Raw genomic sequence first — 25580 nt, forward strand, 5'->3', positions numbered from 1 at the left:
GGAACACATTCAGTGGACGATGGATAACCTGAAAGAAGGAATCAAGCGATTCCGGTCGTCTTGATGTGTATACTCATGCATGGCATTGTTTATAGTCAACAAACAGTGTAATATTGACTTTAATGCTTCTTTTTTATATAATGTTCCCGATCATATCGTATACATATTTCGATGATAAGGATCAGTAGTGAGTCCTGTACATGACAGAGAGCCGGCGGTTGGTGCAAGTCGGTTGACAGTATTTCACGAACTCGCCTTGGAGAAATGCGGTGATTACACCATCTTGCAACCGACCGAAGCAACACTCGTGTTCAGGAATGGAAATCCGCATCGGTTAACCGCCGTTACAGGTCCAAAGGGAGTGGATGACGAAGCACGATCGTCCGCTAACTAGGGTGGTACCACGGGAATTCAACCTCTCGTCCCTAGCGCTGCAAACGCTACGGGATGCTGAGGTTTTTTTGTTGCAATAAATGTGAATAACCAGAGGAGGAACAATAGATGAGCGAGAATCAACAGCCAAAACACGGCTATAAGCCACAAGTTATGGAAAAAAGTTGGCAGCAATACTGGGATGACAATAAAACGTTTAAAACGGGTGAGGACCCTTCTAAACCGAAGTTTTACGCACTGGATATGTTTCCGTATCCATCCGGCTCAGGCCTGCACGTAGGTCACCCGGAAGGATACACGGCAACGGATATCGTATCCCGTTTCAAACGTATGCGCGGCTTTAATGTACTGCATCCAATGGGTTGGGACGCTTTCGGCCTGCCTGCCGAGCAGCATGCATTGGATACGGGTGAACATCCGCGTGATATCACCTTCCGTAACATTGATAATTTCCGTCGTCAGATCAAATCACTCGGTTTTTCCTATGACTGGGATCGGGAGATCAGCACAACAGACCCTGAATATTACAAATGGACGCAATGGATCTTTATCCAGTTGTACAATAAAGGCCTGGCTTATGTTGATGAAGTACCTGTTAACTGGTGCGAAGCTTTGGGTACGGTACTGGCGAACGAAGAGGTTATTGACGGCAAGAGTGAGCGTGGTGGACATCCGGTCGTTCGTAAACCAATGCGCCAATGGGTATTGAGAATTACGGAATATGCAGAGCGTTTGCTGGAAGATCTGGAGGAGCTGGACTGGTCAGAGAGCATCAAGGATATGCAGCGCAACTGGATCGGCAAATCGACCGGGGCTGAAGTTACTTTTGCCATTGAGGGTCATGAAGAAGTTATCAAAGTGTTTACGACACGTGCAGATACGTTGTTCGGCGCAAGTTATGCTGTATTGGCACCTGAGCATGAGCTGGTGGATGTCATTACAACCCCAGAACAGCGTGAAGCAATCAAGGCATATCAGGAACAGGCTGCTCGCAAGAGTGATCTGGAACGCACCGACTTGGCTAAAGACAAATCAGGTGTGTTCACAGGAACTTACGCAATCAATCCGGTAAACGGAGCGAAGGTACCTATCTGGATCGCCGATTATGTTCTGGCTGGTTACGGCACAGGGGCAATCATGGCCGTTCCGGGGCATGACACTCGTGACTGGGAGTTTGCGAAACAGTTTGGTCTGGACATCATCGAGGTTGTACAGGGTGGCGACGTAACCCAAGAAGCGTATTCCGGAGACGGACCGCATGTGAACTCCGATTTCCTGAACGGATTGAACAACGAAGAAGCGATTGCGAAGATGATTGCCTGGTTGGAAGAGAACGGTAAGGGACAAGGCAAAACGACCTATCGTCTGCGTGACTGGTTATTCAGCCGTCAGCGTTACTGGGGTGAGCCAATCCCGATTCTGCATCTGGAAGACGGAACGATGAAGACGGTGCCGGAAGATCAGCTGCCTTTACTGCTGCCAGATATTGACCAGATCAAACCTTCGGGTACTGGAGAATCACCGCTGGCGAATGTTACGGAATGGGTTAACACCGTAGATCCGGAAACAGGAATGAAAGCTCGTCGTGAGACGAACACGATGCCACAATGGGCCGGTAGCTGCTGGTATTACCTGCGCTTTATCGATCCACACAATGACAAGGAACTGATCTCTCAGGAGAAACAGCAGCAGTGGCTGCCGGTTGATCTGTACATTGGGGGAGCTGAGCACGCGGTGCTTCACTTGCTGTACGCTCGTTTCTGGCATAAAGTGCTGTATGATCTGGGTGTGGTGCATACCAAAGAGCCATTCCACAAATTGGTCAACCAAGGCATGATCCTGGGAACCAACAACGAGAAGATGAGTAAATCCCGTGGTAACGTTATTAACCCGGATGAGATCGTCAATGAATTTGGTGCAGACACATTGCGTCTGTATGAAATGTTTATGGGGCCTTTGGAGGCTACAAAACCGTGGAACGCTAACGGGGTTGAGGGCATGCACCGCTTCCTGTCACGTGTATGGCGTCTGTTCATCAATGAAGATACAGGTGCAATCAATGACAAGATTACAGCAGATGGTGGTACCGATGAGTTCAAACGGACGGCTCAGAAAACCATCAAAAAGGTTACAGAGGATCTGGAACATCTGCGTTTCAACACAGCAATCAGCCAGTTGATGATTTTCATCAACGATGCATACAAAGCAGATACGCTGTCACGTGAAGCGATGGAGAACTTTGTACAGTTGCTGGCACCACTGGCACCACATATGGCAGAGGAGCTGTGGAGCCGTCTCGGTCATGAAGGTGGAATCTCTTACGTAGCTTGGCCTGAGTATGATGAGTCCATGACGGTGGATGCCGAAGTGGAGATTGTTGTTCAAGTGAATGGCAAAATTGTAACTCGTGCTACGATCGCGAAGGATCTGGACGCACAGGGCATGCAGGACTTTACAATGGAACTGGCACCTGTGAAGCAGGCACTGGAAGGCAAGACCGTTCGCAAGGTCATTGCCGTTCCAGGCAAACTCGTTAATATTGTTGCCGGTTAATCTCACCGGCTTTGAATAGCTCATCCAGCTTCAATAAATCTTCATCATATTTGTCATGAGTCGTCTGGATCAGGCTGTCAAAAACACCATCTAGACTCACCTTCAGCAGGGCTAGTGCCTGTGCGGTGATGCCGCCAGGTACAGCCACGCGAGCCTGAAGTTCTTGCGGTGTATATCCTCCCTCGGTGAGCAGCTTGCCTGTTCCCAGGAGCATCTCGCCAGCAAGAGCGCAGGCATCGGCTCGCTTGATATCTGTGAGCTTGACAGCACTCTCGATCCATTGCTCCAGAAAGAACGATATGAATGCAGGTCCGCAGCTGGAGAAGTCGGATGTGATCCGGGTACAGGCTTCATCCACTTGATAGGGTCTGCCGATATGACTGAGCAGCCCTTCCAGCAAAGCGCGGTCTTCGGTAGTCATTCGCTCACCGTGTATACACAGGGACGCTCCGCTGCCGACCTGGTGCGTAACACTGGGGATCACTTTGGAGACTTTGCAAGGAAGTGAAGATTCCAGATGGCGCAGCTGCACGGGACTGGTGATCGAGACGATTATATGATTGGGATTCACGACAGGCAGGATGTCGTCAATGACATGTTTGAATTCAAGCGGCTTCACGCATAGAAAGACGATATTGCTGCGGATGACGGTTTCCCGGTTGCTCTGTGATTCATGCAGACCAGGGTAACGGAGGGCTAGCTGCCGTACTTTGGAAGGGGTTCGATTGCTGGCGGCGATCTGCCGTGGCTCAAGTGCACCGGATTGAATCAAGGCATAGATCAGCAGGCTACCCATGCTGCCGGTTCCGATAAATCCAACCTTCATTGTTCAGGCCTCCTTTCATGCTTTACGGTAATGGCGCAGTTCTTTCCCTCTAGTGTATGCGTCAGGACCTGCTTGACATGACATGAAAAAAGTACAGCTTGGTTTACCAGGCAAGTCCAACGGTTCGGAAGCACCGCCCGTGTTCAGAATAGATTTATTTTGAATCCAGGGAGAGGTGTGGAAGACATGAGATGGAACAAGGGAATGACCATTGCTGCTGCGGTGGTTGGATGTATATTGATATTATGGTCGGGCAAAAGTGAACAGCCACCTTCTGGCTGGGAACCTATGCAGCTCGCCACCGAGAAGCCGACGATAGTGCAGGAAACCTCTGCTGTACAGTCGGCTACTTTGGTTCAGGAACAAACAAAGGCTCCCGGTGCAGATCAGAGACCTTCAACTACTGAGGCCTCCACAGAGACGAACCAGATTAATGCCACGACGGAAAAGGTAGCTAATCAGAGCAATGCAGGCAACAACCAAATGGATGTTTCAATAGGTGTGGCAGAAACGAAATCGGATGTACCTGTGGTTTCACCAGACAATAATCAAGCATTGGTCGGCAATGAAGCTGTTGACAATGGTAAAATTGATGTCAATACAGCTCCTGTAGTCAAGCTTATGGACCTCCCTGGAATTGGGGAGAAAAAGGCGCAAGCCATTATTGATTATCGTAATTCGCATGGACCTTTTACCAAAGTCAGCGACCTGACTAAAGTGAAAGGAATCGGAATGAAAATGCTGGAGAAAATGGCTCCTTATGTGCAGATCAGGTAGTAACAATATATTAAATATCACGATATAAGTTGGATTTGAAATGACATTACAGCAATCGTAAGGTTTTCTGTACGCTGAGTGTCTGGATGACATCTATATGGATTCAACTTGTATCGGACGGGAGGGAAACGGTAATGAGTACAACAGACGTACGCAAAGACTGGGATACGTATTTCATGGACATCGCATATATGGTCTCAACCCGTTCCCGCTGTTCACGCCGTCATGTTGGCGCCGTACTTGTTCAGGGGAAGAAACTGCTTGGAACAGCTTATAATGGTGCGCCCATGGGAGTTCCGGACTGCTCTGAAGCAGGGTGCATGATCTCGGAAGAATATGAGCTGGTAGTGACCGACGGTCAGGAGGAAATGGTCAAAAAGCAACGCTGTATTCGTACCATTCATGCGGAGCAGAATTTGCTTTTGTTCACTGATCGCATTGACCGCGAAGGCTCTTCTGTATATGTTACGGATGAACCTTGCTGGACTTGCTCCAATATGCTCGCGAATAGCGGCATTACAGAAATCGTATTTCATCGCCCATATCCCAAGGATACAGGCAAGGTTACGGACATGATGAAGCAAAAAGGCATTACGTTTCGCCGACTGGAAAATTACCAGGCTCCGCGTGAGACGATGATGACGGTAAGTAACTAGAACACATATAATATCAAATTTGCGGGGAAGAACCTCCGGTTGCTGGAACAGCTGCCGGGGTTTTTCTGTGTTCATACGCGTGAAAAGAAGGAGGCAAAGAAAATGAAAGGCAGACCTTTACTGGTATTTACCGTCTGCTGGTTATGCGGTAGCGGGATGGCATGTGCGTTATCAGGCTGGTCCCTGTTCATAGGAATGATTGGCGCTCTCGTTTGTCTGCCGTTGTTGCTACGAATGATTGATATACGCGGTTGGCCCATCTTGTTACTGATCGTAGCACTCATCGGCGGTGCTGTGCACTGGGAATGGAATGATACGCGGAATCGGAGCAGTCTGCCCGAGATCACACATACGGCTGCAGAGGATTTGGATGGTTATGCAGCTACATTTGAAGGAACCCTGATGTCGGATGTACGCATAGATGGGGATCGGGCCGATTTTGAAATGCAGATTACCTCCATGCTCCCGCAATCCGATATAACATCGGCATCAGCGTCAGAAGCGCGAACTGAGCCTAACTTGAGAGAACGTCTGATGGTCCAAGTCCGTCTGGCTGAGGAAGAAGAACAGCAGGTAGCAGCAGGCTGGAAGCGAGGGGATACGATAACGTTGACGGGTTCGCTTGCGCTTCCCGGCGAAGCCAGAAACTTTGGCGGATTTGACTATCAAAATTACTTAAGGACTCTTCATATCCATTGGTTGTTTAAAGTGAAGGGTGCCAACTCGGTAACGAACATTGCGCCTGAAGGGCTGGGGAAATTCAATATTCTTCGGTGGAATGACGTGGTCAGACATAAGCTCGGCTTAGCTGTAGAACAGTTATTCCCCGAACCTCATGCTGGCTACATGAAAGGTCTGATTATCGGGATGTCTAAAGATATCGATCCAGATACATATGGTCAGTTTTCACAACTTGGTTTAACTCATATCTTGGCGATCTCCGGAACACATGTTGCAGTGTATGTGGCATCGCTGCTGCTCCTTTTATCCTGGCTTAGGTTAACCCGGGAAACATCGCTCACCATTGTGTTGCTGCTAATACCAGCATACGTACTGTTGTCCGGGGTTCACCGTCGGTCATTCGTGCGGGAATTATGTCGATGATTGGTTTGTATATGGCGCGGCGTGGGCTTGCCAGGGATGGCTTGCAGATGATCAGTGCAGCAGCGTTGTTGATGATGTGGTGGAACCCTTATTTTTTATTAAGTGTGAGCTTCCAGCTATCCTTTCTGGTAACAGCCGGACTGATGATCTATATGCCGCTGATTAATCGACTATTTAGCAGTTGGCCCAAAGGACTTGCAGCAACAGCTTCCGTGACGGTAACGGCACAGCTGATTTCTTTTCCGGTAACGATTCTGTATTTCAACCAGTTTTCACTGCTGTCATTTGTTGCAAACTTCCTGCTAGTCTCCTTGATTAGCGCGATTGTGCTTCCGCTTGGAACGGTTGCCCTGATTTTATCGCTTCTTTGGATGCCTCTTGCTAAACCGTTGGCGTGGACTGCTATTTTGCTGAACAAAATGACCTTTGCAAGTATGGAGTGGATGAACAGCTTGCCGGGCTTTGTGCTGATCTGGGCTACACCTTCGTTGCTGTGGATTGCAGCATATTATGCTGTTCTCTATGCGCTTTTGCGTACCCTTCATCGCGGCTCAGGTGAACAGCCTATTGCCCAGGGCACAGAAGAGGACACGGCTCCTCTGGTTCATCGGCATGCTGGAGGATCGTCCAGAGCAGCTCTGGGTCTATCTGCGTTGTCTAACGCATCATCACCATCACAAGGATTAAATAAAGGTGGACGTGAAGCTAATCATGGTTCAATGACCACATTAAGTGCAAGCATTGCGTGGCCGGAATATAGCAGTGCATTTGCTGCGCGTGGAGCGGGTTTTTACTCTGGTGAACGGATGAACTTCTTCCACAAATGGATGTGTGCCCTGTTGGCCATTAGCTTTGTAGCGGGACTATGGTGGGCATACCAGACGCCCCAGCCTGCGGGTGCGGGAGTGGTGCAATTTTTGGATATTGGACAAGGCGACAGCACACTAATTACAACTCCCGGAGGTAAACATATTTTGGTCGATGGCGGGGGCACGGTCCAGTTTGGAAAGTCCGAACAATCCTGGAAGACACGGCGTGATCCATATGAAGTAGGGGTCAAGGTGGTAGTTCCTTTATTGAAAAAACGGGGCATTCATCGGCTGGACGCCGTAATCGTAACCCATGCTGATCAGGATCATGCCGGGGATTACAGGCGGTGCTCGAACAAATTCCGGTGGAACGATTCATGTTCAATGGGACAACCAGCGGTACAGCCAATTTTGAGAAATTGCTGGATACAGTTATCGAGAAGAAGATTCCGTTATATGCCATTCGCCAAGGGATGTCCTACGCGCCGGATGAAGAGACCAGATTACATTTTATATATCCGGATCTGGAGAAAACGATGGATACAGGAGAAAGATTGCCCGTTTCGGAACATCAGAATCATGACTCGGTTGTCTTTATGCTGGACATGGCAGGCGCCTACCTATTGTTCACAGGAGATATGGATGCTGCAGCCGAGCAGGATCTGCTCTATATGATTCAGGATGGATCGCTCGCAGCCTCATTTGGACAGCAGGGTGCAAATGCTGCATTAGCAGATGTTTCTGTTCAGGAGATGTTTACACGTCAGGCGGGGAGAATCATGAGGATGCTCCGGTCACCATTGATGTGTTAAAAGTTGCACATCACGGGAGCAAAACTTCTTCTACCGAAGCTTGGTTACAGTACTGGAATGCATCGGCTTCCGTGATATCTGTAGGAGCCAACAATACATATGGACATCCCAATTCTGGAGTGCTTGAACGTCTTGTGGATTCGGGTACAGACATCTATCGTACAGACCAGATGGGGGAGATTCAGATGAGGATTAAAGATGGGGAGATTGATGTGCGCTATAAACTAGAGGGTGGATGACGTTACCTTTATGACTAGATAGATAATTCATCTTAAGTAATGAGTTACCTTTTCTTACTTCTTATAGTAGAGGAAGATCTACAACGAATGGTTGGAACGCTAATAATCCCTTAGGGGAGCTGACTAATTGAATTATTTTCTTGCCTTCAAAATGCCTACTGTTAAGCTAATTATCGTAACACTGAATATGTTTAGTATATAATCGATTTCATTCCATGTTTTATGCTGTATCCCAATATTAAATACAATTATTAACAAATTATAGAGAACAAATAATCCTAAAAAGTATTTTAAAAAGATTTTTAATTTCATTTAATCTGCCACATTTCTATTTAAAGTGTGTTACAGGACTAACTCTCTTCAACTTTGGTTGTTGTATCCAAGGACAGGATTTACCACTAAGTGTATATATTTTCTATTTTATATTATTATTTGAATTGAATTGTATTCGCTTTGTTAATTTAATGTAAGTTATGGTATTACAGTTTCAATAACAAGTTGGTAATCACATTTGCACGTAGAATAATATAACAAAAGCCCGCTATCCGTTATACTCCTCGGGGAGAATACCGGAAAGAGGGCCATTTTTTAAACATTTGGGAATAATGTAAGAATTATTCAACGCCATCTTTGAAATGTTTGCTCCAATGTTTGTCGCCTTTGTGCAACAGATCTTCCACCGTTTTCTCAAGCGTCAGCAAGAGCTGTGCTCGTACATCAAGCACGGTTTCTCTGTACAAGCGTTCTTCCGTTCCGACGATTTTGTCGCCGTATAATGCTTGTGCAGCGGTGTACTTCCGATGTTCCTCAACCAGAGTATCAATAGACTGCAATGCATGTTCCACAAAATGGGATATGCTTTGATATTCTTTGGGCATTTGTTCTTTTAACGCTTGAATTTTTGCAAGAGCTGGCATGCTCATCACCTCGTGTTATGAATGTAAATTTACAATACACTGTTTTCATGAAAATTACATTAAAATGAGCTTAAATTTGTACAAAATTTGAACTTTTTTATTTTCAATGCTATAAGTGTTGTTAGCTATAATGTATGCCATTGTGATTAAATTGAGTCGTGTAAGTACTGGAATGACTTTTGAGCTGGCTTGATGACTCGTTATGCAATTTCTGTTATTCTAAGAGAAGATTTCAGCGGCCCCAATACATAAGCCGTTATTTTGTTATGGCAATATAAAAATATACTTAACTTTGCAACAATTTTATTGATGGTCACGTCTGTAAGGTTGCAGGGAGAGGGGGATCCTTTGTGGTAGAGCCGGAACTCATCAGAGCCGCTCAATCGGGCGATCGCGACGCTCTAATTACCCTATTGCGGGACATTGAACAGCATGTTTATCGGACCGCATATTACATTCTAAATAATGAACAGGACGCTTTGGATGCTGCTCAGGAAGCGTTGATCCGAATTTACACCAAGATTAACTCATATGAGGAAAAGGCCCAGTTTAAGACATGGGTACAGCGCATCGTCACGAATATCTGTATTGATAAATTCAGAAGAACCAAGCCTTCCGTCTCCATTGACGAGCATGATATGGTTTTTCAGGACAATCAGGACGTGGAATTCGAAGTGATGTCCACGTATGTGGCAAAGGATATACAGGATGCTATTAATAAGCTACCTGAGCATCACCGTACCGTTATTGTTCTAAGATATTTGCAGGACTTATCCTATAACGAAATTGCGGATTGCCTCGATCTTCCGTTGAATACGGTTAAATCTTATTTATTTAGAGCCAGACAACAATTACAGAATCTACTACAGGAGTATCAGAAAGGTGGTGTGACAGGATGAAATGCGAAGAGGTGGTGGAATGGATGCACCGGTATCTGGATCATGATCTGGGCGAGGCCGAAACCGCGCAGATGCTACAGCATGTAGCCCAATGCGCGGAGTGCGCCGAAAATTTTAGTTTGCTCAGAGCTCTCTCCAGAGAACTGGAAGATTTGCCGCAGGTAACCCCGAGATTCAGTCTGGTTGACGCCATTATGCCGCAATTGGATGCAATCGACGAAGCGAAAAGAGAACAAAGCAGTACTATACAGGAAATGAGTCCTGTCCCTGCTGCATTTGAGAATTTACAGCGTTCAAGTGAGCGGAAACCGAAGCAAAAATGGTTGAATTCCATGGCTGGTCGGATGTCCTTGGGTGCAGCAGCAGCAGCTGTTGTTCTCGGTATAGCAATCTTTGGATATCAGCCAGAGAAGATAGAGAATGCCGAAGTGATGATGAGCACTGGAAGTAATCAAGAAGGCGGAAATACCGATCAAAATCCAGTGAGCAGAGAGATTAACAACGATGAACCATCCGCTGCATCGAGTGATAGCAGTTCATTAATTGAAGATTTTAACCAGCCATTTGTTGAAGATAAAAAACTTCAAGAGACTGCTCCTGAGGAAGATGGCTCCGAGAAGGCACAGGAACCTGTAATAAAGGAAAATCCAACGCCTAAACAGCCAGCTTCCGGGTCCGAAACGAACAAGAGTACTGATACGAAGGGCACTCCTTCCAGTTCCGATTCTGCTGATAGTACGAAAAGTGTAAATCAGCAAAAAAATGAGGATACAGGAACTGCTACCGCACCACCAGCAGGCACTGATGGAAACGGAGCAACGGAGCCTGAAACTGGGGACGCACAATCATTCACTTCTCAGGATATGCCCGACATTAAGGTAGAAGAGCCAACGGAGAGTACGACGACTCCTGATTCCGAGACGGGCATGGATGCAGCGGGAGGCAACAAAGGATTCGCTGCCACAGATTCGGGTGCCCTTTCCAATACAACTCCAAAAGAATGGAAGTCACCAGATGGCTCCTATCTGGTCATGCTGCTCGACGATCAGATCAGCATCTACTCTAAATCTGCCAATGACCCGGATGTGCTTAATTTGGTCGAGCAGCGAAATGTGGGTGGTACGCTAAAATCTGCGAGTTGGTCCACGGATAGTACCGTATTCAATTATGAGACGGATAAAGATGGGACAACAGTGAAGAAATCATTTAATGTTTCCACTGCTTCGAGTGGAACTTCTGCCAAATAGGCGGTAAATCACACATTTGGACTCCAGACTTGCCGAACATTTCTGTTGCATTGAGAATATACTGGGAGTAACAACAACGTCCTATCTCAGTTACAACAACTGACGTCGTATGACCGCTATACCAGCCTTTTCTAGAATTGTTGGTGTTAGCGTTTATATAGATGTAGGACAGGGGGCCTTCATCCGTTAAGCGGATGTAAGGTCCCTTTGTTGTCTGTCACGTTTTCTGGTAGGATAAGAGGATAAGGGGGCACCGTGATGGATGTAAAGAGTGCGACAAAGGCAATACGTAGTGGGGAAACGGCTCCGGTATATGTGCTGTACGGAACGGAGAAATACCAGATACAGCAATTTACGGATATGTTAAAAGAACAGGTTATTGAAGAAGAACACCGTGATTTTGCAATCATTCCATATGATCTCTCCGAAACAGCTGTGGAGGTGGTCATTGAAGAAGCGGAGACGGTTCCTTTTCTTGTTCCACGTAAACTTATCATTGTTCGCGATGCCAATTTGTTTACAGCGGGCAAGGATTCTAAAATTGATCACCAGGTTGACAGACTGCTTACATATATGGACAATCCGGCAGATTATAGTACTATAGTTTTCCTGGCACAAGGGGATAAGCTGGATGAACGTAAAAAACTGGTGAAGGCAGCCAAGAAACAAGCGGTTGTCCTTGCATTTGCTCCGCTGAGCGGTGAGGAGCTGCTGAGTTGGATTATAAAGCTGGCGAAGCAACGGGATGTTTCTTTTGAAGCTGGAGCGGCTGAAACGCTTGTGAGTTATGCAGGAACAGGCCTGCAGACGTTATCTGCGGAAGTGGACAAGTTGTGTTTGTTCGCTGGTAACGGAGGCACGATCAAACGCGCAGATATCGAATCACTGGTGGCACGAAGTACGGAGCAGAATGTATTCGCAATGGTGGAAGAGCTTGCTAACTTGAGGCTGGAGAAGGCTTTGGGCCTTTTTTATGAGCTTCTGAAGCAGCGTGAAGAACCAATCAAAATTGCAGCGTTGATCGCCCGTCAATTCCGAATCATGATCCAGGTGAAAGAGTTAGGTCAGCAGAGTTACTCTCAACAGCAGATTGCCAGCCAGCTTGGTCTGCATCCGTACGCTGTGAAGATCGCCGGCGAGCAGGCACGTAAATTTCAGGCGGAACGTTTAAGGCTGATTTTGAGTCATCTCAGTGAACTGGATTATCAGATGAAGACAGGGGCAGTGGATAAAGTGTTGGGATTGGAGTTGTTCTTGTTAAGGCTTGGTGCATAAACATAGATATAACGGTAAGACAAAGCGGCCTCTATTCCGTTGATCGTATGATCATCCGAATAGAGGCCGCTCTGTATGTGGGAAGCTTATAGAATCAGATACTAAAAAATCCTGAAAGCTCTTGCTGTTCAGGATTTTTCCATTAGATCGTATAAGTAACGCTTCTTACGCTTGTGCGGAAAGAGCGTTCAGTTTTTTCGCCAAGCGAGACTTTTTGCGGGCTGCAGCATTTTTATGAACCAGACCTTTAGTTACAGCCTTGTCCAGCTTTTTGGAAGCAGCTTGAATCGCAGCTTTTGCAGTATCAACTTCGTTACTTACCAGAGCAGCATCAGCAGCTTTAACAGCTGTACGGAGTGCAGATTTCTGGGAAGCGTTGAGTGCGCGGCGCTTGTCGCTCGTTTTTACGCGTTTAACAGCGGATTTGATGTTTGGCATTACATTCACCTCCTGTAAGGCATTTGCATGAATACAAACGTTTCACAACTTAAAATATTCTAGCATGCTGGCATGCAAATTGCAACAGATTTTCCTATGATGTTCGATAGTGCTGCATAAAGCACACCATTTTCCCACACAATATGCTCAAATGCGGTAAGGGAGGCAGGGACAGATGACACTGGATTTGCAAAATTATGCAGTTCGCACCGACTTGGCGATTGACTCCAAGGAAATGGCGCAGGGTGGGCAGAAGCAGACGATTCCCGGGCTACGGGAAGATGTGGAAAAGAAAGATGGTATCACTATCACGCGTATTGACGTGCTGGATGAAGCAGCTGCTACAGCCATTGGACGTGTGAAGGGGCACTACGTCACATTGGAGGTCCCTTCGCTTCGTAATGGGGATACCGATCTTCAGGAACGGGTGGCTGCAGAATTTACGCGAGAGATGGAAGATTTTTTGGCAAAGGCAGGCATCAACAAGACCTCCAAGGTGCTGATTGTCGGTTTGGGCAACCTGAACGTCACACCCGATTCACTGGGTCCGCTGGTTGTGGAGAATTTAATGGTTACGCGCCAGTATTTTGAACTGGTACCGGATCAGGTTGCACCCGGTTATCGTGAAGTCAGTGCTATTGCGCCGGGCGTATTGGGCACAACAGGTATTGAATCCAGTGACATCGTGCAAGCGATTGTGGACCGGACGAAGCCGGATGCAATTATTGCGATTGATGCACTGGCCTCACGCTCCCTGGAACGTGTCAATACAACGATTCAGGTCGCAGACATCGGCATCCATCCTGGCTCGGGCATTGGCAACAAGCGACGTGGATTGACACGTGAAATATTGGGTGTTCCCTGCATCGCCATCGGTGTGCCTACCGTATGTTATGCGTCCACTATCGTGAATAACGTCATTGAAATGATGCGTACTCATTTTAGACAAGAGACCGATCAGACGAAACAGATCATGGGCATGCTGGACGATATCGGTGAAAATGACCGCCTCAGTTTAGTAAAAGAAGTATTGGAGCCGCTGGGTCATGATCTGATTGTAACCCCCAAGGAAATCGACGAATTTGTCGAAGATATTGCCAATATTATTGCAACAGGTCTGAACGCAGCTCTCCATGATGCGGTAAATGCTGAGAATGTAGCTGCCTACACTCATTAATTGAAATTTGTAAGTTAAATGTTTGAGGCTCCTGAGAAGAAGGTCCGAATCTATCGGACTTTCTTTTTGTGCAATCTTCTTTTTCCTGTTCTATCAAATCTGGCAGGCTCATAGAGTTGAAGTATAAGCGTTGTCCAGCAGGGAAGGAGACAGAAGCAATGAACAAAATATTGGCATGGAATATTGGTAAATGGAAAAAAGATGTTTGCACGTGCTGGCCATGGGCCGTACGTTGTTGTTGCTTATGATTATATCGGCTTTGTTTTTTGTAGTCCTCGGTCTGGGAGGTATGGCAGAGAAGCGTTTGAATAACTCGCCAGTCTCTTCTATGAAAGGATTTGCGGGAGCTGTATCAAGCAGCTTTTTTGTGGACATGCTCGGCATGGAGATGCCGCATCTAACTCAAAAGGAACAAGCTTCTGCATTTTCTGGTGAAAATCTCACTTCGTTTGTATTTCAACTGCTAACGAATGTGAACCCCAGGATCCCAAAAGCCTGATTGCTAGGGAAATGCCAGGCATGGGTTCCAATCAACCTGTACTGCTTCGACCAGGGTCAGGTAACGCCAAGGCTGAAGCCCCAGAAGATTATCAGCCGGGTCCGGGACTCATTGATACCGCCTCCGCAGGCGGTGGAAAGTCAGGTGGCGAGCAGCATGTTCCGCCGGGTCAGGATAATACCGATCCATCCAATCCCCAGGAACCGGGGGATGGCGAAGTCAAGGGAGATCCACCACCGCAGAGTGGCGGGAAGAATGAACCTAGTACACCAACGACAGGGAAAAAAGCGGTCCTTGTCTATCATTCCCACCCACGTGAAGGATACAACCCACTTTTGGGCACGAAAAGTGACAATCCTTCCTCTGGTAAATCTACGGGCAATGTTTTTCAAGTGGGAACCTACTTGTCCGACAGTCTGGAGAAGCTGGGCATTGGCGTGGAACACGCGCAGGAAGATTACCCGACCAAGGTTAAGGATTATAACTGGAATTATTCCTATAAATACTCCCGACAGACCGTGAAAGCTGCACTTGCTCAAAATGACGATCTTACGTACCTCATCGACATTCACCGTGACTCACAGCGTCATAACAAAACAACGACGACCATTAATAATCTGGGCTATGCCAAAGTATATTTTATTATTGGACATGAAAATCCAAACTGGCAGCAGAATGAAGCCTTTGCAGCGAAAATCCATAAAAAGCTGGAAGCCAAATATCCAGGGGTATCTCGCGGCGTGTGGGGTAAGGACGGTGGCGGAGCCAACAATGGCGAGTACAACCAGACGCTTTCACCCAACAGCATATTGATTGAGATTGGCGGCATCGACAATACAGCTGCTGAACTGGAGCGGACATCCAAAGTGCTCGCCGACATGATTGCAGAGGTGTACTGGGATGATCAGAAGGTGGACAAAGCGAGTGCGGAAAAAACATCTCAAGGCGGCTAGTATTCTTAAATAGAAGAATCAAAGATATAACAGGAGGCGAGGAATGTGTCCAGATTCGGTAAAAGATTGTTTTCCATCTGTGTATTAATGTTGCTGGGTGTTCTGTTTGGAATGCAGCTGGCAGGCAGCAACTTTAATAGAGGCGATGATTCGGCCGGCAACCCTGCAGTTGTGAAAACTCAGCCGGTGTCACCGTCTGCCGAATCTGTTCCGACCGAGCCTGTACAACAGGAGGTCAAAGAACCTCCAGCTGTACCTGTTCCGACACCGAGTCAGGTGCTTGGCGCAGAACAGAGTAAAGCACCCGTGGACGTGCTTGCCGACAAAACGGCAGGACTTCTTCAAAATCTGTCTCATAACGGAATGAAGTGGGTTGTATCCTTATTTAGCGGAGTCGCTGAATAAAAGACGTTGAAATACAGGCAAAATAAACCCTTGGGAGCTTGCGAATATGACGCATATTATAAAGTTGAGACAACGCGGGATTGATGCACCCTGCATCAACTGTTATAATGAAGTGATTGACACTAGGCTGTTTCTGGGGGTAAGGAATGACTGACATTCGGGCAAGACAACGTAAAATTCGTAACTTTTCTATTATTGCACATATAGATCACGGCAAATCAACACTTGCGGACCGGATCTTGGAGTACACAGGTGCGCTCACTTCACGTGAAATGCAGGAACAAGTTCTGGATAAGATGGACCTTGAACGCGAACGTGGAATAACGATCAAGCTACAAGCAGTAGCACTGACTTACAAAGCAGATGACGGTGAAGAGTATTTATTGAATCTGATTGATACACCGGGACACGTAGACTTCACGTATGAAGTCTCACGTAGTCTTGCTGCATGTGAAGGTGCTCTGCTGGTTGTGGATGCGGCTCAGGGAATTGAAGCCCAAACACTTGCCAACGTGTATCTGGCATTGGATAACAACCTTGAAATTTTACCGGTTATCAACAAAATTGACCTTCCAAGTGCTGATCCTGAACGGGTGAAACAGGAAGTGGAAGATGTCATTGGCTTGGATACAAGCAATGCAGTTCTGGCTTCGGCCAAAGCAGGAATCGGAATTAAAGAGATTCTGGAGCAAGTTGTACAGAGTGTACCGGCACCTCAAGGTGATCCTGACGAGCCTTTGAAAGCGCTGATTTTTGACTCGCACTATGACCCTTACAAAGGTGTAATCGTCTATGTGCGTGTGATCGATGGCATGATCAAATCGGGTTCCAAAATCAAAATGATGGCAACAGGTAAATCGTTTGAAGTGATTGAAGTTGGAGCGTTCAAACCTCGCATGACCATCGTGGACGAGCTGAACGTCGGGGACGTTGGATTTATCGTTGCAGGTATCCGGCATGTAGGCGATACACAAGTCGGGGATACGGTAACAGACGCCAAAAATCCAACGCTTGAACCGCTGGCGGGCTACCGCAAAATTAATCCAATGGTATACTGCGGTCTCTATCCGATTGAAACATCGGACTATGTTGACCTGCGTGAAGCACTTGAGAAATTGCAGTTGAACGATGCGTCTCTGAGCTTTGAACCGGAAACATCCAGTGCACTCGGTTTTGGATTCCGTTGTGGATTTCTTGGACTGCTTCACATGGACGTTATCCAGGAGCGGATCGAGCGGGAGTTTAACATTCCGTTGATCACAACTGCACCAAGTGTAATCTATCATGTAACCTTAACGAATGGTGAAGTGATGAGAATCGACAACCCATCCAACTATCCTGAGGTGGGACGGATTGATTACGTCGAGGAACCATACGTCAAGGCAGATATTATCGTACCGAATGATTATGTAGGTACTATTATGGAGCTGTGTCAGAATAAACGCGGTGAATATGTGAATATGGAATATCTGGACACCACGCGGGTTACCATTACCTATGAGATTCCGTTGTCCGAGATTGTATATGACTTCTTCGACCAGTTGAAATCCGGTACCAAAGGATATGCATCCCTGGATTATGAACTGTCCGGTTACCGTCAGTCCAATCTGGCGAAAATGGATATTGTACTTAATGGCGAACAGGTTGATGCTCTGTCCTTCATCGTTCACCGTGACCGTGCCTATAACCGCGGACGCATTGTCTGTGAGAAGCTGCGCGAGCTGATTCCACGGCAGATGTTCGAGGTGCCGATCCAGGCATCTGTAGGTACCAAGGTTGTAGCTCGTGAAACGGTAAAAGCAATGCGCAAAAACGTACTTGCCAAGTGTTATGGCGGTGACATCTCGCGGAAACGGAAACTGCTTGAGAAGCAGAAGGAAGGTAAGAAGCGGATGAAGCAGGTCGGTAACGTAGAGGTGCCGCAGGAAGCGTTCATGGCGGTGCTGAAAATTGATGATTAATAATTCAATTTTGGGTACAACACAGAATGTGTGTATCAAAATTGAATTGTAAGACGTTTGGTTACAAACGCGGGTACAATACAGAATGTGTGTATTCAAATTAGATTACAGAATAACCAATAAACCAAGCTGAAAGGGAAGCCGGATGGCTTTCCTTTTTCAAATAGAGGGGGACTTGCCATGACATTGGCAGCACACAGCCGGAAGACAGGTGCACCCCAAGCGGTGTATCTTCACATTCCCTTTTGCACAAATAAATGTTTCTACTGCGATTTTAACTCCTATGTATTGAAGGACCAGCCTGTTATGCAGTATCTTGAAGCGCTGGAACGGGAGATGGAACATACAGTTAAAGCGAATCCGCCGGGAGAAATCAAAACCATATTTGTAGGCGGCGGCACGCCGACTGCACTAAAACCGGACGAAATGGCCGTATTCCTGAAGTCCGTTAAAACCTATTTCCCGAACTGGGCAGACGATATCGAGTTTTCAATGGAAGCTAACCCGGGCACGACCGATGCAGAGAAGCTCGCAGTTATGAAAGAAGGCGGAGTGAACCGCGTCAGCTTTGGGGTACAGGCTTTTCAAAATGACCTGCTGACAGGCATTGGCCGGATTCATAATACAGATGATGTATACCGCAGTTTGGAAAATGCCCGAGCAGCTGGATTGCATAACTTGTCCATTGACCTGATGTTTGGTTTGCCAAACCAGACTGTCGAGATGCTGAACGAAAGTATCGACAAAGCGCTGGAACTGGATCTGCCGCATTACTCCATATACAGCCTGAAGGTGGAGGAGAATACTCTTTTCCATACGTTATATCAGAAGAACCAGCTGCCGCTTCCTCATGAAGATGACGAGTTGCAAATGTATCTTCTATTAATGAAGCGTATGAAAGAAGCAGGTTACGGACAATACGAGATCAGTAACTTTGCCAAACCCGGCTTCGAGAGCCGTCACAATATCACGTACTGGCGCAATGAAGACTATTACGGTCTGGGTGCAGGTGCACATGGATATGTAGGCCGCGAACGCCATATGAATATAAAAGGTATAAACCCGTATGTTGAAGCTTCCAAAGGAGGCCTGCCGCGTCTCGATCATTTTGAAATCAGCCGTGCCGAGGCCATGGAAGATTACCTGATGGTTGGGTTGAGAATGCTGGAGGGTGCTTCCTCCTCACGGTTTAGCGATCAGTTCGGCGAGCCTATGGAGGAAGTGTTTGCTAAGCCTTTGGGCAAAATGTTGAATGCAGGACTGCTGGAGAAGACGCCAGACGGCTTCCGGCTTAGTGAACAGGGCATCCTGTTCGGAAATGATGTTTTTGCTGAGTTTATCGGGTCCATATCGCTGAATTCGTAGCTTGAAATTCTATACGCTCTGTTGTATATTTATTCATATTGATTTTACAGAGCGTGTAATTTATACAACTACGAAGTCGGCTTTCCTCTGGAAAGCTTCTATAGGAGGAGAGCTGGATGTCGGCCATATGCAGAAAAGCCGTACCGGAAGATGTTGAACCATTATTTGAAATGATTAAGGGCTATGCAGAGCGTGGGATCATGCTTCCGCGTTCACGGGAAGTACTGCAACGGCAGCTGGATCACTTTGTCGTGGCTGAAGTGAATGGTGAGGTTGTGGGCTGTGGATCTCTCTGCCGTTTGGGCAATGATCTGGTTGAAGTCAGATCGCTCGGCATCTCCGAAGGTCACAAAGGCATGGGTATTGGTTCACTGCTGCTGGATCGGCTGGTAGAGGAAGCGGAGAAACAACAGATTCCCAAGGTCATGGCGTTGACATATGAAGTATCTTTTTTCTCAAAAACGGTTTTGCCGTGGTGGATAAGGAGATTTTCCCGGAAAAAGTATGGACGGACTGTGTTCATTGCAGCAAACAGGATTGCTGTGATGAGATTGCCGTATTGAAAGAGTTGAACATTTCAGCCTGATAAACGAATGAACCGTATGGATTGAGCCGAGTAACACTCTATCTCACCTGCGGTTCTTTTTAATTCATGAGATGTACAGTAAAGTGGTTATGTCTTGGAGACATTGGTCTATACTATAAATAGATGAGCGTACTCATCAAACTGACTTGACAATGTTCACGTCATTTTGGTATTTTTGTATTACCGCTTAGCACTCATCTAGCTGGAGTGCTAACGACATGGGACAGTGCAGTCAGAAGGAGGGAATACTCACCATGTTAACAGAGCGTCAACGAATGATTCTGAACGCTATAGTGGATGACTATATCCGTTCAGCTGAGCCCGTAGGGTCCCGGAGCATTTCCAAAAGGGGAGATGTTGGATACAGTCCGGCGACGATCCGTAATGAAATGGCGGACCTTGAAGATATGGGGTTTCTGGAACAACCGCATACCTCTGCTGGACGCATTCCTTCGCACAAAGGCTATCGATATTATGTCGATCATTTGGTTCCGTGGAATCAGGTGGAGCCGCAAGAGCTGGACGATCTAAAGTCATTCTTTGCGGAAAAGCTGAACGTGATGGAACAAGTGATTCAGCATGCCTCGGTCATTTTGTCTCATATGACGAACTATACTTCGATCCTGCTCGGACCGGAAGTTTTTCACACGTCACTTCGTCATTTTCAACTGCTTCCGCTTAATGAAAGCGAGGCTGTGGCCATAATCGTAACGAACACGGGTCAGGTGGAGAACAAGACCGTTCAGATTCCACCCGAAATTTCGGTAGCGGAGATGGAAAATGTAGTTCGTTTATTAAACAGCAAGCTGGTCGGCGTGCCGATTTACAAATTAAAGTCTCGTCTCTACACCGAGCTTGGGCAAGAGATGGAACGGCATATTACACGTTATGAGGAAGTCATGCAGGTGCTGAACAGCGCCTTTGACAACGAGCATGACAATCGTCTGTTCCTTAGCGGTGCCACCAATATGTTGACCCAGCCAGAGTTTAAGGATATCGAAAAAGTAAAAGATATTCTGGACTTGCTAGATGAAACACCAACACTCATGAAATTGATGATGCCCGTGCAGGGTGGATCTGGTATTCAGGTGCGAATAGGCACCGAGAATGATCATGAAGCCTTCGCCAATTGCAGCCTGATAACGGCATCCTATTCATTGGATGGAGAGGCTTTGGGCTCCATCGGAATATTGGGACCTACGCGAATGGATTACGCACGTGTCATTCATATTTTAAATACATTATCCCGTGATTTGACGGCAATGCTAACACATCGCTTCAAATAAGGGAATGAATCATTTCATTCTTATAAGGAGGTGAACATCTTGAAAGAGGAGCAATCATTCGCAGCAGAAGAACAGGAAGCAACTACAGCAGCTGAGCAGGAGCCTGTCAACGAAGCCGGAGCTGCAGAAGCACAGGCGGAAGAGATGACAGATCAGGAGCAAGATGAGATCGCACATTTGAAGGCGGAAGCTGAGGAACAACAACAACGTTTTGTTCGTGCGCAAGCTGATTTTGATAACTTCCGTCGTCGTACACAAAAGGAAAAAGAAGAACTGGCGAAATACGCTTCGATGAAGCTGGTTACCGAACTGGTGCCGGTCATTGATAACTTCGAGCGTGCCATGGCTACTGTACCGGAAGGTACTGAAGTCGAGTCCTTCTCCAAAGGCATCGAAATGATCTTCCGTCAGCTGGAGACAGTACTGAGCAATGAAGGTCTGACGTCAATGGATACGGTAGGACAACCGTTTAATCCCGAATTCCACCAAGCAATCATGTCCGTGGAGAGCGACGAGTATGAAGAAGGTACCGTTGTTGAGGAAGTCCAAAAAGGCTATATGCTGAAGGATAAAGTACTTCGTCCGGCTATGGTTAAAGTTAGCTCATAATTTCTGTTACAGAATGAATTGAGTTCACTCTTGATTGTACGATGCCACCGAAGTTTAATATAAAGGTCAGTACACACATAGAGCACGATTAGGAACAACAAATACAAATAAGGATCAATCTGATCCATTTAAATTGTCGAGGGAGGAAATTTTCCGATGAGCAAAGTAATCGGTATTGACTTAGGAACAACAAACTCATGCGTAGCGGTTATGGAAGGCGGCGAGGCTGTCGTTATTCCAAATCCGGAAGGCGCACGTACAACCCCATCCGTAGTGGGTTTCAAAAAAGATGGAGAACGCGTTGTCGGTGAAACGGCTAAACGTCAAGCAATCACAAATCCGGATCGTACAATTATCTCGATCAAACGTCATATGGGTACATCCCACAAAGAAACAATCGATAGCAAAGATTACTCTCCACAAGAGATCTCTGCAATCATCCTGCAAAAACTGAAATCCGATGCTGAAGCATATCTGGGTCAAACCGTAACTCAAGCGGTTATCACGGTACCAGCTTACTTCAATGACAGCCAGCGTCAAGCAACCAAAGATGCAGGTAAAATCGCAGGTCTGGAAGTTCTGCGTATCGTCAACGAGCCAACAGCAGCAGCTTTGGCATACGGTATGGAGAAATCCGAAGACCAAACGATTCTCGTATATGACTTGGGTGGCGGTACGTTCGACGTATCCATCCTTGAACTGGGTGACGGCTTCTTCGAAGTTAAAGCGACCAGCGGTGATAACCAACTGGGTGGCGATGACTTTGACCAAGTAATCATTGATTATCTCGTAAGTGAATTCAAAAAAGATCAAGGCATTGACTTGAGCAAAGATAAAGCAGCGGTTCAACGTTTGAAAGATGCAGCGGAAAAAGCGAAAAAAGAACTTTCCGGCGTATTGACTACAACGATTTCCCTGCCGTTCATCACGGTAGCTGATGGCGTTCCTCAACATTTGGAGTTGAACCTGAGCCGTGCGAAATTCGAAGAAATCTCTGCTGGTCTGGTTGAGCGTACGCTTGAACCAACTCGTCGTGCACTGAGCGATGCTGGAATGACAGCTAATGATATCGACAAAATCGTATTGGTTGGTGGCTCCACACGTATTCCTGCAGTACAGGAAGCAATCAAAAAACTGACAGGTAAAGAGCCTCATAAAGGCGTTAACCCGGATGAAGTTGTAGCTTTGGGTGCTGCTGTACAAGCGGGCGTACTGACAGGTGACGTGAAAGACGTTGTATTGCTTGACGTAACTCCATTGTCCCTGGGTATTGAAACTGCGGGTGGCGTATTCACTAAGATGATCGAGCGTAACACAACGATCCCTACAAGCAAATCCCAAGTGTTCTCCACTTACGCAGACAACCAACCGAGCGTTGAGATTCACGTTCTGCAAGGGGAGCGCGAAATGGCAGCGGGTAACAAATCCCTCGGTCGCTTCATGCTGGGAGACATTCCACCAGCTCCACGTGGCGTTCCGCAAATCGAAGTTAGCTTCGATATTGATGCCAATGGTATCGTTAACGTATCTGCAACAGACAAAGGTACAAACAAAACTCAAAAAATCACCATCACTTCTTCCAGCGGTCTGAGCGATGCTGAAGTTGAACAAATGATGAAAGATGCTGAGTTGCATGCAGAAGAAGACAAAAAACGCAAAGAACTCGTTGAAGCGAAAAACAGCGCAGATCAACTGATCTACTCTGTTGACAAAACGATCAAAGATCTTGGCGAAAAAGCAGATGCTGGTGAAGTTGAAAAAGCGAATGCTGCAAAAGAAAAACTGCAAGGCGTTCTGGCTTCCGACAATCTGGAAGACATCAAAGCTGCTACAGAAGAACTGACAGAGATCGTTCAACAACTGTCCGTAAAACTGTATGAGCAAGCACAAGCTCAAGAGCAAGCAGCTCAAGGCGCTGAAGAGCAACAAGGTTCTGCAAAACGTGACAACGTCGTAGACGCTGATTACGAAGTTGTGGATGAAGATAAAAAACAAAACTAATTCACGTTTTTTGGTGAATTAATCATCGGTGACGTTCGGATCGAGGGGAAAGTCATAGCCGGGGCTCCCGTGCTTTGGCTTTCCTTTTGTCACGATGTGCGATATGGTGAATGATATGGGGGTGGAAGAGTGGCTGAAAAACGTGATTATTATGAGGTACTCGGCGTCAGCAAAAATGCCAGCGACGAGGATATCAAAAAGGCATACCGCAAGCTTGCCCGTCAGTATCACCCTGACGTAAACAAGGCTGCTGACGCGGAAGCCAAGTTTAAGGAAGTTAAAGAAGCTTATGATGTAGTCAGTGACGGCCAGAAACGGGCACAGTATGACCAATACGGTCATATTGATCCGAATCAGGGCGGCTTCGGCGGCGGTGGCGATTTTGGCGGCGGCGGCTTTGGCGACATCTTCGATATGTTCTTTGGCGGCGGCGGTGGACGACGTGATCCGAATGCTCCGCAACGGGGAACGATCTGCAATACACCATGACGATTGAGTTCAAGGAAGCGGTATTCGGTAAGGAAACCGATATTACCATTCCACGCACCGAAGGCTGTGATACTTGTCATGGTTCAGGTGCAAAACCAGGCACCAAACCGGAAACCTGTTCCGTCTGCCAAGGTAGCGGTCAACAGGAAGTAGTCCAAAATACACCGTTTGGCCGTATGGTCAACCGTCGCGCTTGTTCGAACTGTAACGGTTCCGGACAAATTATTAAGGAAAAATGTACAACGTGCAGCGGCAGCGGTAAAGTACGCAAACAACGCAAAATTCATGTTCGCATTCCAGCGGGTGTAGATGACGGCGCTCAATTGCGTATGACTGGTGAAGGAGAAGGTGGTCTGCGCGGTGGACCAGCAGGAGATCTGTATATTGTCATCCGTGTGAAATCACATGACTTCTTCGAGCGTGAAGGCGATGATATCTATTGCGAAATTCCACTCACCTTTGCTCAGGCAGCACTGGGAGATGAGATTGAAATTCCAACGCTGTCCGAGAAAGTGAAGCTGAAAGTACCTGCCGGTACACAAACGGGAACGTATTTCCGTCTCAAAGGCAAAGGCGTACCACGCTTGCGCGGCATGGGACAAGGGGATCAGCATGTGAAAGTCGTTGTAGTTACGCCTAGCAAGCTGAATGACGAGCAGAAAGATCTGCTACGCCAAATCGCTGCGCTGGATGGAGAACAAACTCATGAGCATGAGCAATCCTTCTTTGACCGGGTGAAACGGGCCTTCCGTGGAGACTGAGTCTTAATCATTAATATAAAAGGACACCACAGCGGTTTTTTCCGCAAGGTGTCCTTTTTTGCATAATATAGGCCCGGTTGCGGAAAGATACCAGACATGAGCATTCAGTGGTTTGCTGTGTGCCGAATCTAGGGAAGCAGGTGAACCAGATGACCGAGAAAAATATTTTGGCTTATTTTCATAGCCCGGAGCAGGCGGAAGGGGCGGCCAAAAAACTGGAGGCATTACGAGTGGAAGACCTGTCCATCAATCGATTCAGTCGTTATGCGGGCGTTGGGCCAAGTGGAGCATCCTATACGCCAGGTGTATCAGGCAGTTTTTCTTCCTGGGTACCAGGTGCTCTAGGCACGAATGCCAGCGCGGGAATTATGGCTGCAGCAGATCCTTCTGCGAGTGGTATGAGCGATGGCGGACAAGAGGGTCCGACAGGCAGAGATGTATTGCTGACCGTCGTCGTAGATGAGGCCGTACATCACCGCGCCCTATCCATTATCGAACAAGCCGGCGGTATGATTTAGTTTCACCAAATCTATATAAGATGGA

Annotated in this window: 22 protein-coding genes, 3 pseudogenes and 1 other annotated feature; of the genes and pseudogenes, 22 read left to right on the forward strand and 3 right to left on the reverse strand. The window is 47.0% G+C overall.

Annotation, left to right across the window (positions count from 1 at the left end; all coding sequences use genetic code 11):
* Positions 1-162: 162 nt before the first annotated feature.
* Positions 163-430 (forward strand) — a binding site (T-box leader).
* Between the two features lie 71 nt (positions 431-501).
* A complete protein-coding gene (gene leuS / locus ACTWJ7_RS12220) occupies positions 502-2946 on the forward strand; it encodes a leucine--tRNA ligase (protein ID WP_301878051.1) in 2445 nt (814 codons plus the stop codon).
* Here the strand turns inward: leuS and comER are convergent.
* Positions 2927-3772, reverse strand: a complete 846-nt coding sequence (gene comER / locus ACTWJ7_RS12225) for a late competence protein ComER (protein ID WP_024628513.1) — start codon at positions 3770-3772, stop codon at positions 2927-2929. The two genes, leuS and comER, sit on opposite strands and share 20 nt — an antisense overlap.
* 186 nt (positions 3773-3958) lie before the next feature.
* Here comER and ACTWJ7_RS12230 point away from each other — a divergent pair, with 186 nt between their 5' ends.
* The 6 genes and pseudogenes from ACTWJ7_RS12230 (at position 3959) to ACTWJ7_RS12255 (ending at position 8169) form a co-directional block, all read left to right on the forward strand.
* Positions 3959-4549: a ComEA family DNA-binding protein gene (locus tag ACTWJ7_RS12230; protein ID WP_301878050.1), complete on the forward strand. Its 591-nt coding sequence runs from the start codon at positions 3959-3961 to the stop codon at positions 4547-4549.
* A gap of 134 nt (positions 4550-4683) precedes the next feature.
* Complete coding sequence (locus ACTWJ7_RS12235) at positions 4684-5205, forward strand: deoxycytidylate deaminase (RefSeq protein ID WP_301878049.1); 522 nt, start codon at positions 4684-4686, stop codon at positions 5203-5205.
* A 156-nt stretch (positions 5206-5361) separates the two neighbouring features.
* Positions 5362-6791 (forward strand): annotated as a pseudogene (locus ACTWJ7_RS12240) (ComEC/Rec2 family competence protein); the annotation flags it as partial.
* A 345-nt stretch (positions 6792-7136) separates the two neighbouring features.
* Positions 7137-7793 carry a ComEC/Rec2 family competence protein gene (locus ACTWJ7_RS12245; RefSeq protein WP_443146370.1) on the forward strand — a complete coding sequence of 219 codons (657 nt, stop codon included), beginning with the start codon at positions 7137-7139 and terminating at the stop codon, positions 7791-7793.
* The gene (locus tag ACTWJ7_RS12250; protein WP_443145493.1) at positions 7757-7930 is read left to right on the forward strand and encodes a hypothetical protein; all 174 of its coding nucleotides are present in this window, start codon (positions 7757-7759) and stop codon (positions 7928-7930) included. The genes ACTWJ7_RS12245 and ACTWJ7_RS12250 overlap by 37 nt, the downstream gene beginning before the upstream one ends.
* On the forward strand, positions 7924-8169 hold the full coding sequence (locus tag ACTWJ7_RS12255; protein WP_443145494.1) for a ComEC/Rec2 family competence protein: 246 nt from the start codon (positions 7924-7926) through the stop codon (positions 8167-8169). The genes ACTWJ7_RS12250 and ACTWJ7_RS12255 overlap by 7 nt, the downstream gene beginning before the upstream one ends.
* A gap of 614 nt (positions 8170-8783) precedes the next feature.
* Here the strand turns inward: ACTWJ7_RS12255 and ACTWJ7_RS12260 are convergent.
* Positions 8784-9086: a hypothetical protein gene (locus tag ACTWJ7_RS12260; protein ID WP_024628508.1), complete on the reverse strand. Its 303-nt coding sequence runs from the start codon at positions 9084-9086 to the stop codon at positions 8784-8786.
* A 350-nt stretch (positions 9087-9436) separates the two neighbouring features.
* Here ACTWJ7_RS12260 and ACTWJ7_RS12265 point away from each other — a divergent pair, with 350 nt between their 5' ends.
* From ACTWJ7_RS12265 to holA, 3 genes are all read left to right on the forward strand, one after another.
* On the forward strand, positions 9437-9985 hold the full coding sequence (locus ACTWJ7_RS12265) for an RNA polymerase sigma factor (protein ID WP_024628507.1): 549 nt from the start codon (positions 9437-9439) through the stop codon (positions 9983-9985).
* The gene (locus ACTWJ7_RS12270) at positions 9982-11232 is read left to right on the forward strand and encodes an anti-sigma factor family protein (protein ID WP_301878047.1); all 1251 of its coding nucleotides are present in this window, start codon (positions 9982-9984) and stop codon (positions 11230-11232) included. Before ACTWJ7_RS12265 ends, ACTWJ7_RS12270 begins: the two co-directional genes overlap by 4 nt.
* Before the next feature lie 258 nt (positions 11233-11490).
* Positions 11491-12507, forward strand: coding sequence for a DNA polymerase III subunit delta (gene holA / locus ACTWJ7_RS12275; RefSeq protein WP_301878046.1), 1017 nt, complete (start codon positions 11491-11493; stop codon positions 12505-12507).
* A gap of 165 nt (positions 12508-12672) precedes the next feature.
* Here the strand turns inward: holA and rpsT are convergent, their stop codons facing one another.
* Positions 12673-12945, reverse strand: coding sequence for a 30S ribosomal protein S20 (gene rpsT, locus ACTWJ7_RS12280; RefSeq protein WP_024628504.1), 273 nt, complete (start codon positions 12943-12945; stop codon positions 12673-12675).
* A gap of 175 nt (positions 12946-13120) precedes the next feature.
* Between rpsT and gpr the strand changes: the two genes are divergently transcribed.
* The 12 genes and pseudogenes from gpr (at position 13121) to ACTWJ7_RS12340 (ending at position 25555) form a co-directional block, all read left to right on the forward strand.
* On the forward strand, positions 13121-14122 hold the full coding sequence (gpr, locus tag ACTWJ7_RS12285) for a GPR endopeptidase (protein ID WP_079349674.1): 1002 nt from the start codon (positions 13121-13123) through the stop codon (positions 14120-14122).
* A gap of 289 nt (positions 14123-14411) precedes the next feature.
* Positions 14412-14621, forward strand: a complete 210-nt coding sequence (locus tag ACTWJ7_RS12290) for a hypothetical protein (RefSeq protein ID WP_443145495.1) — start codon at positions 14412-14414, stop codon at positions 14619-14621.
* 20 nt (positions 14622-14641) lie between these two features.
* Entirely contained in the window at positions 14642-15574 is a 933-nt protein-coding gene (locus ACTWJ7_RS12295; protein ID WP_443145496.1) for a stage II sporulation protein P, read from the forward strand.
* Positions 15575-15619: 45 nt separating this feature from the next.
* Positions 15620-15979, forward strand: coding sequence for a hypothetical protein (locus tag ACTWJ7_RS12300; RefSeq protein ID WP_024628501.1), 360 nt, complete (start codon positions 15620-15622; stop codon positions 15977-15979).
* Positions 15980-16125: 146 nt separating this feature from the next.
* Positions 16126-17940, forward strand: coding sequence for a translation elongation factor 4 (gene lepA, locus ACTWJ7_RS12305; RefSeq protein WP_301878044.1), 1815 nt, complete (start codon positions 16126-16128; stop codon positions 17938-17940).
* Between the two features lie 180 nt (positions 17941-18120).
* Positions 18121-19305: a radical SAM family heme chaperone HemW gene (hemW, locus tag ACTWJ7_RS12310; protein ID WP_024628499.1), complete on the forward strand. Its 1185-nt coding sequence runs from the start codon at positions 18121-18123 to the stop codon at positions 19303-19305.
* Positions 19306-19421: 116 nt separating this feature from the next.
* Positions 19422-19891 (forward strand): annotated as a pseudogene (locus ACTWJ7_RS12315) (N-acetyltransferase).
* Between the two features lie 254 nt (positions 19892-20145).
* Positions 20146-21177 carry a heat-inducible transcriptional repressor HrcA gene (gene hrcA, locus ACTWJ7_RS12320; RefSeq protein ID WP_062328691.1) on the forward strand — a complete coding sequence of 344 codons (1032 nt, stop codon included), beginning with the start codon at positions 20146-20148 and terminating at the stop codon, positions 21175-21177.
* 39 nt (positions 21178-21216) lie between these two features.
* The gene (gene grpE / locus ACTWJ7_RS12325; protein ID WP_301878043.1) at positions 21217-21786 is read left to right on the forward strand and encodes a nucleotide exchange factor GrpE; all 570 of its coding nucleotides are present in this window, start codon (positions 21217-21219) and stop codon (positions 21784-21786) included.
* 156 nt (positions 21787-21942) lie between these two features.
* Entirely contained in the window at positions 21943-23787 is a 1845-nt protein-coding gene (gene dnaK, locus ACTWJ7_RS12330) for a molecular chaperone DnaK (protein ID WP_079349668.1), read from the forward strand.
* A 129-nt stretch (positions 23788-23916) separates the two neighbouring features.
* Positions 23917-25037, forward strand: a pseudogene (gene dnaJ, locus ACTWJ7_RS12335) (molecular chaperone DnaJ).
* A 149-nt stretch (positions 25038-25186) separates the two neighbouring features.
* Positions 25187-25555, forward strand: coding sequence for a hypothetical protein (locus ACTWJ7_RS12340; protein WP_063567301.1), 369 nt, complete (start codon positions 25187-25189; stop codon positions 25553-25555).
* Positions 25556-25580: the final 25 nt, after the last annotated feature.

Source organism: Paenibacillus sp. 1A_MP2 (genome assembly GCF_052244825.1).
GTDB lineage: Bacteria > Bacillota > Bacilli > Paenibacillales > Paenibacillaceae > Paenibacillus > Paenibacillus vandeheii.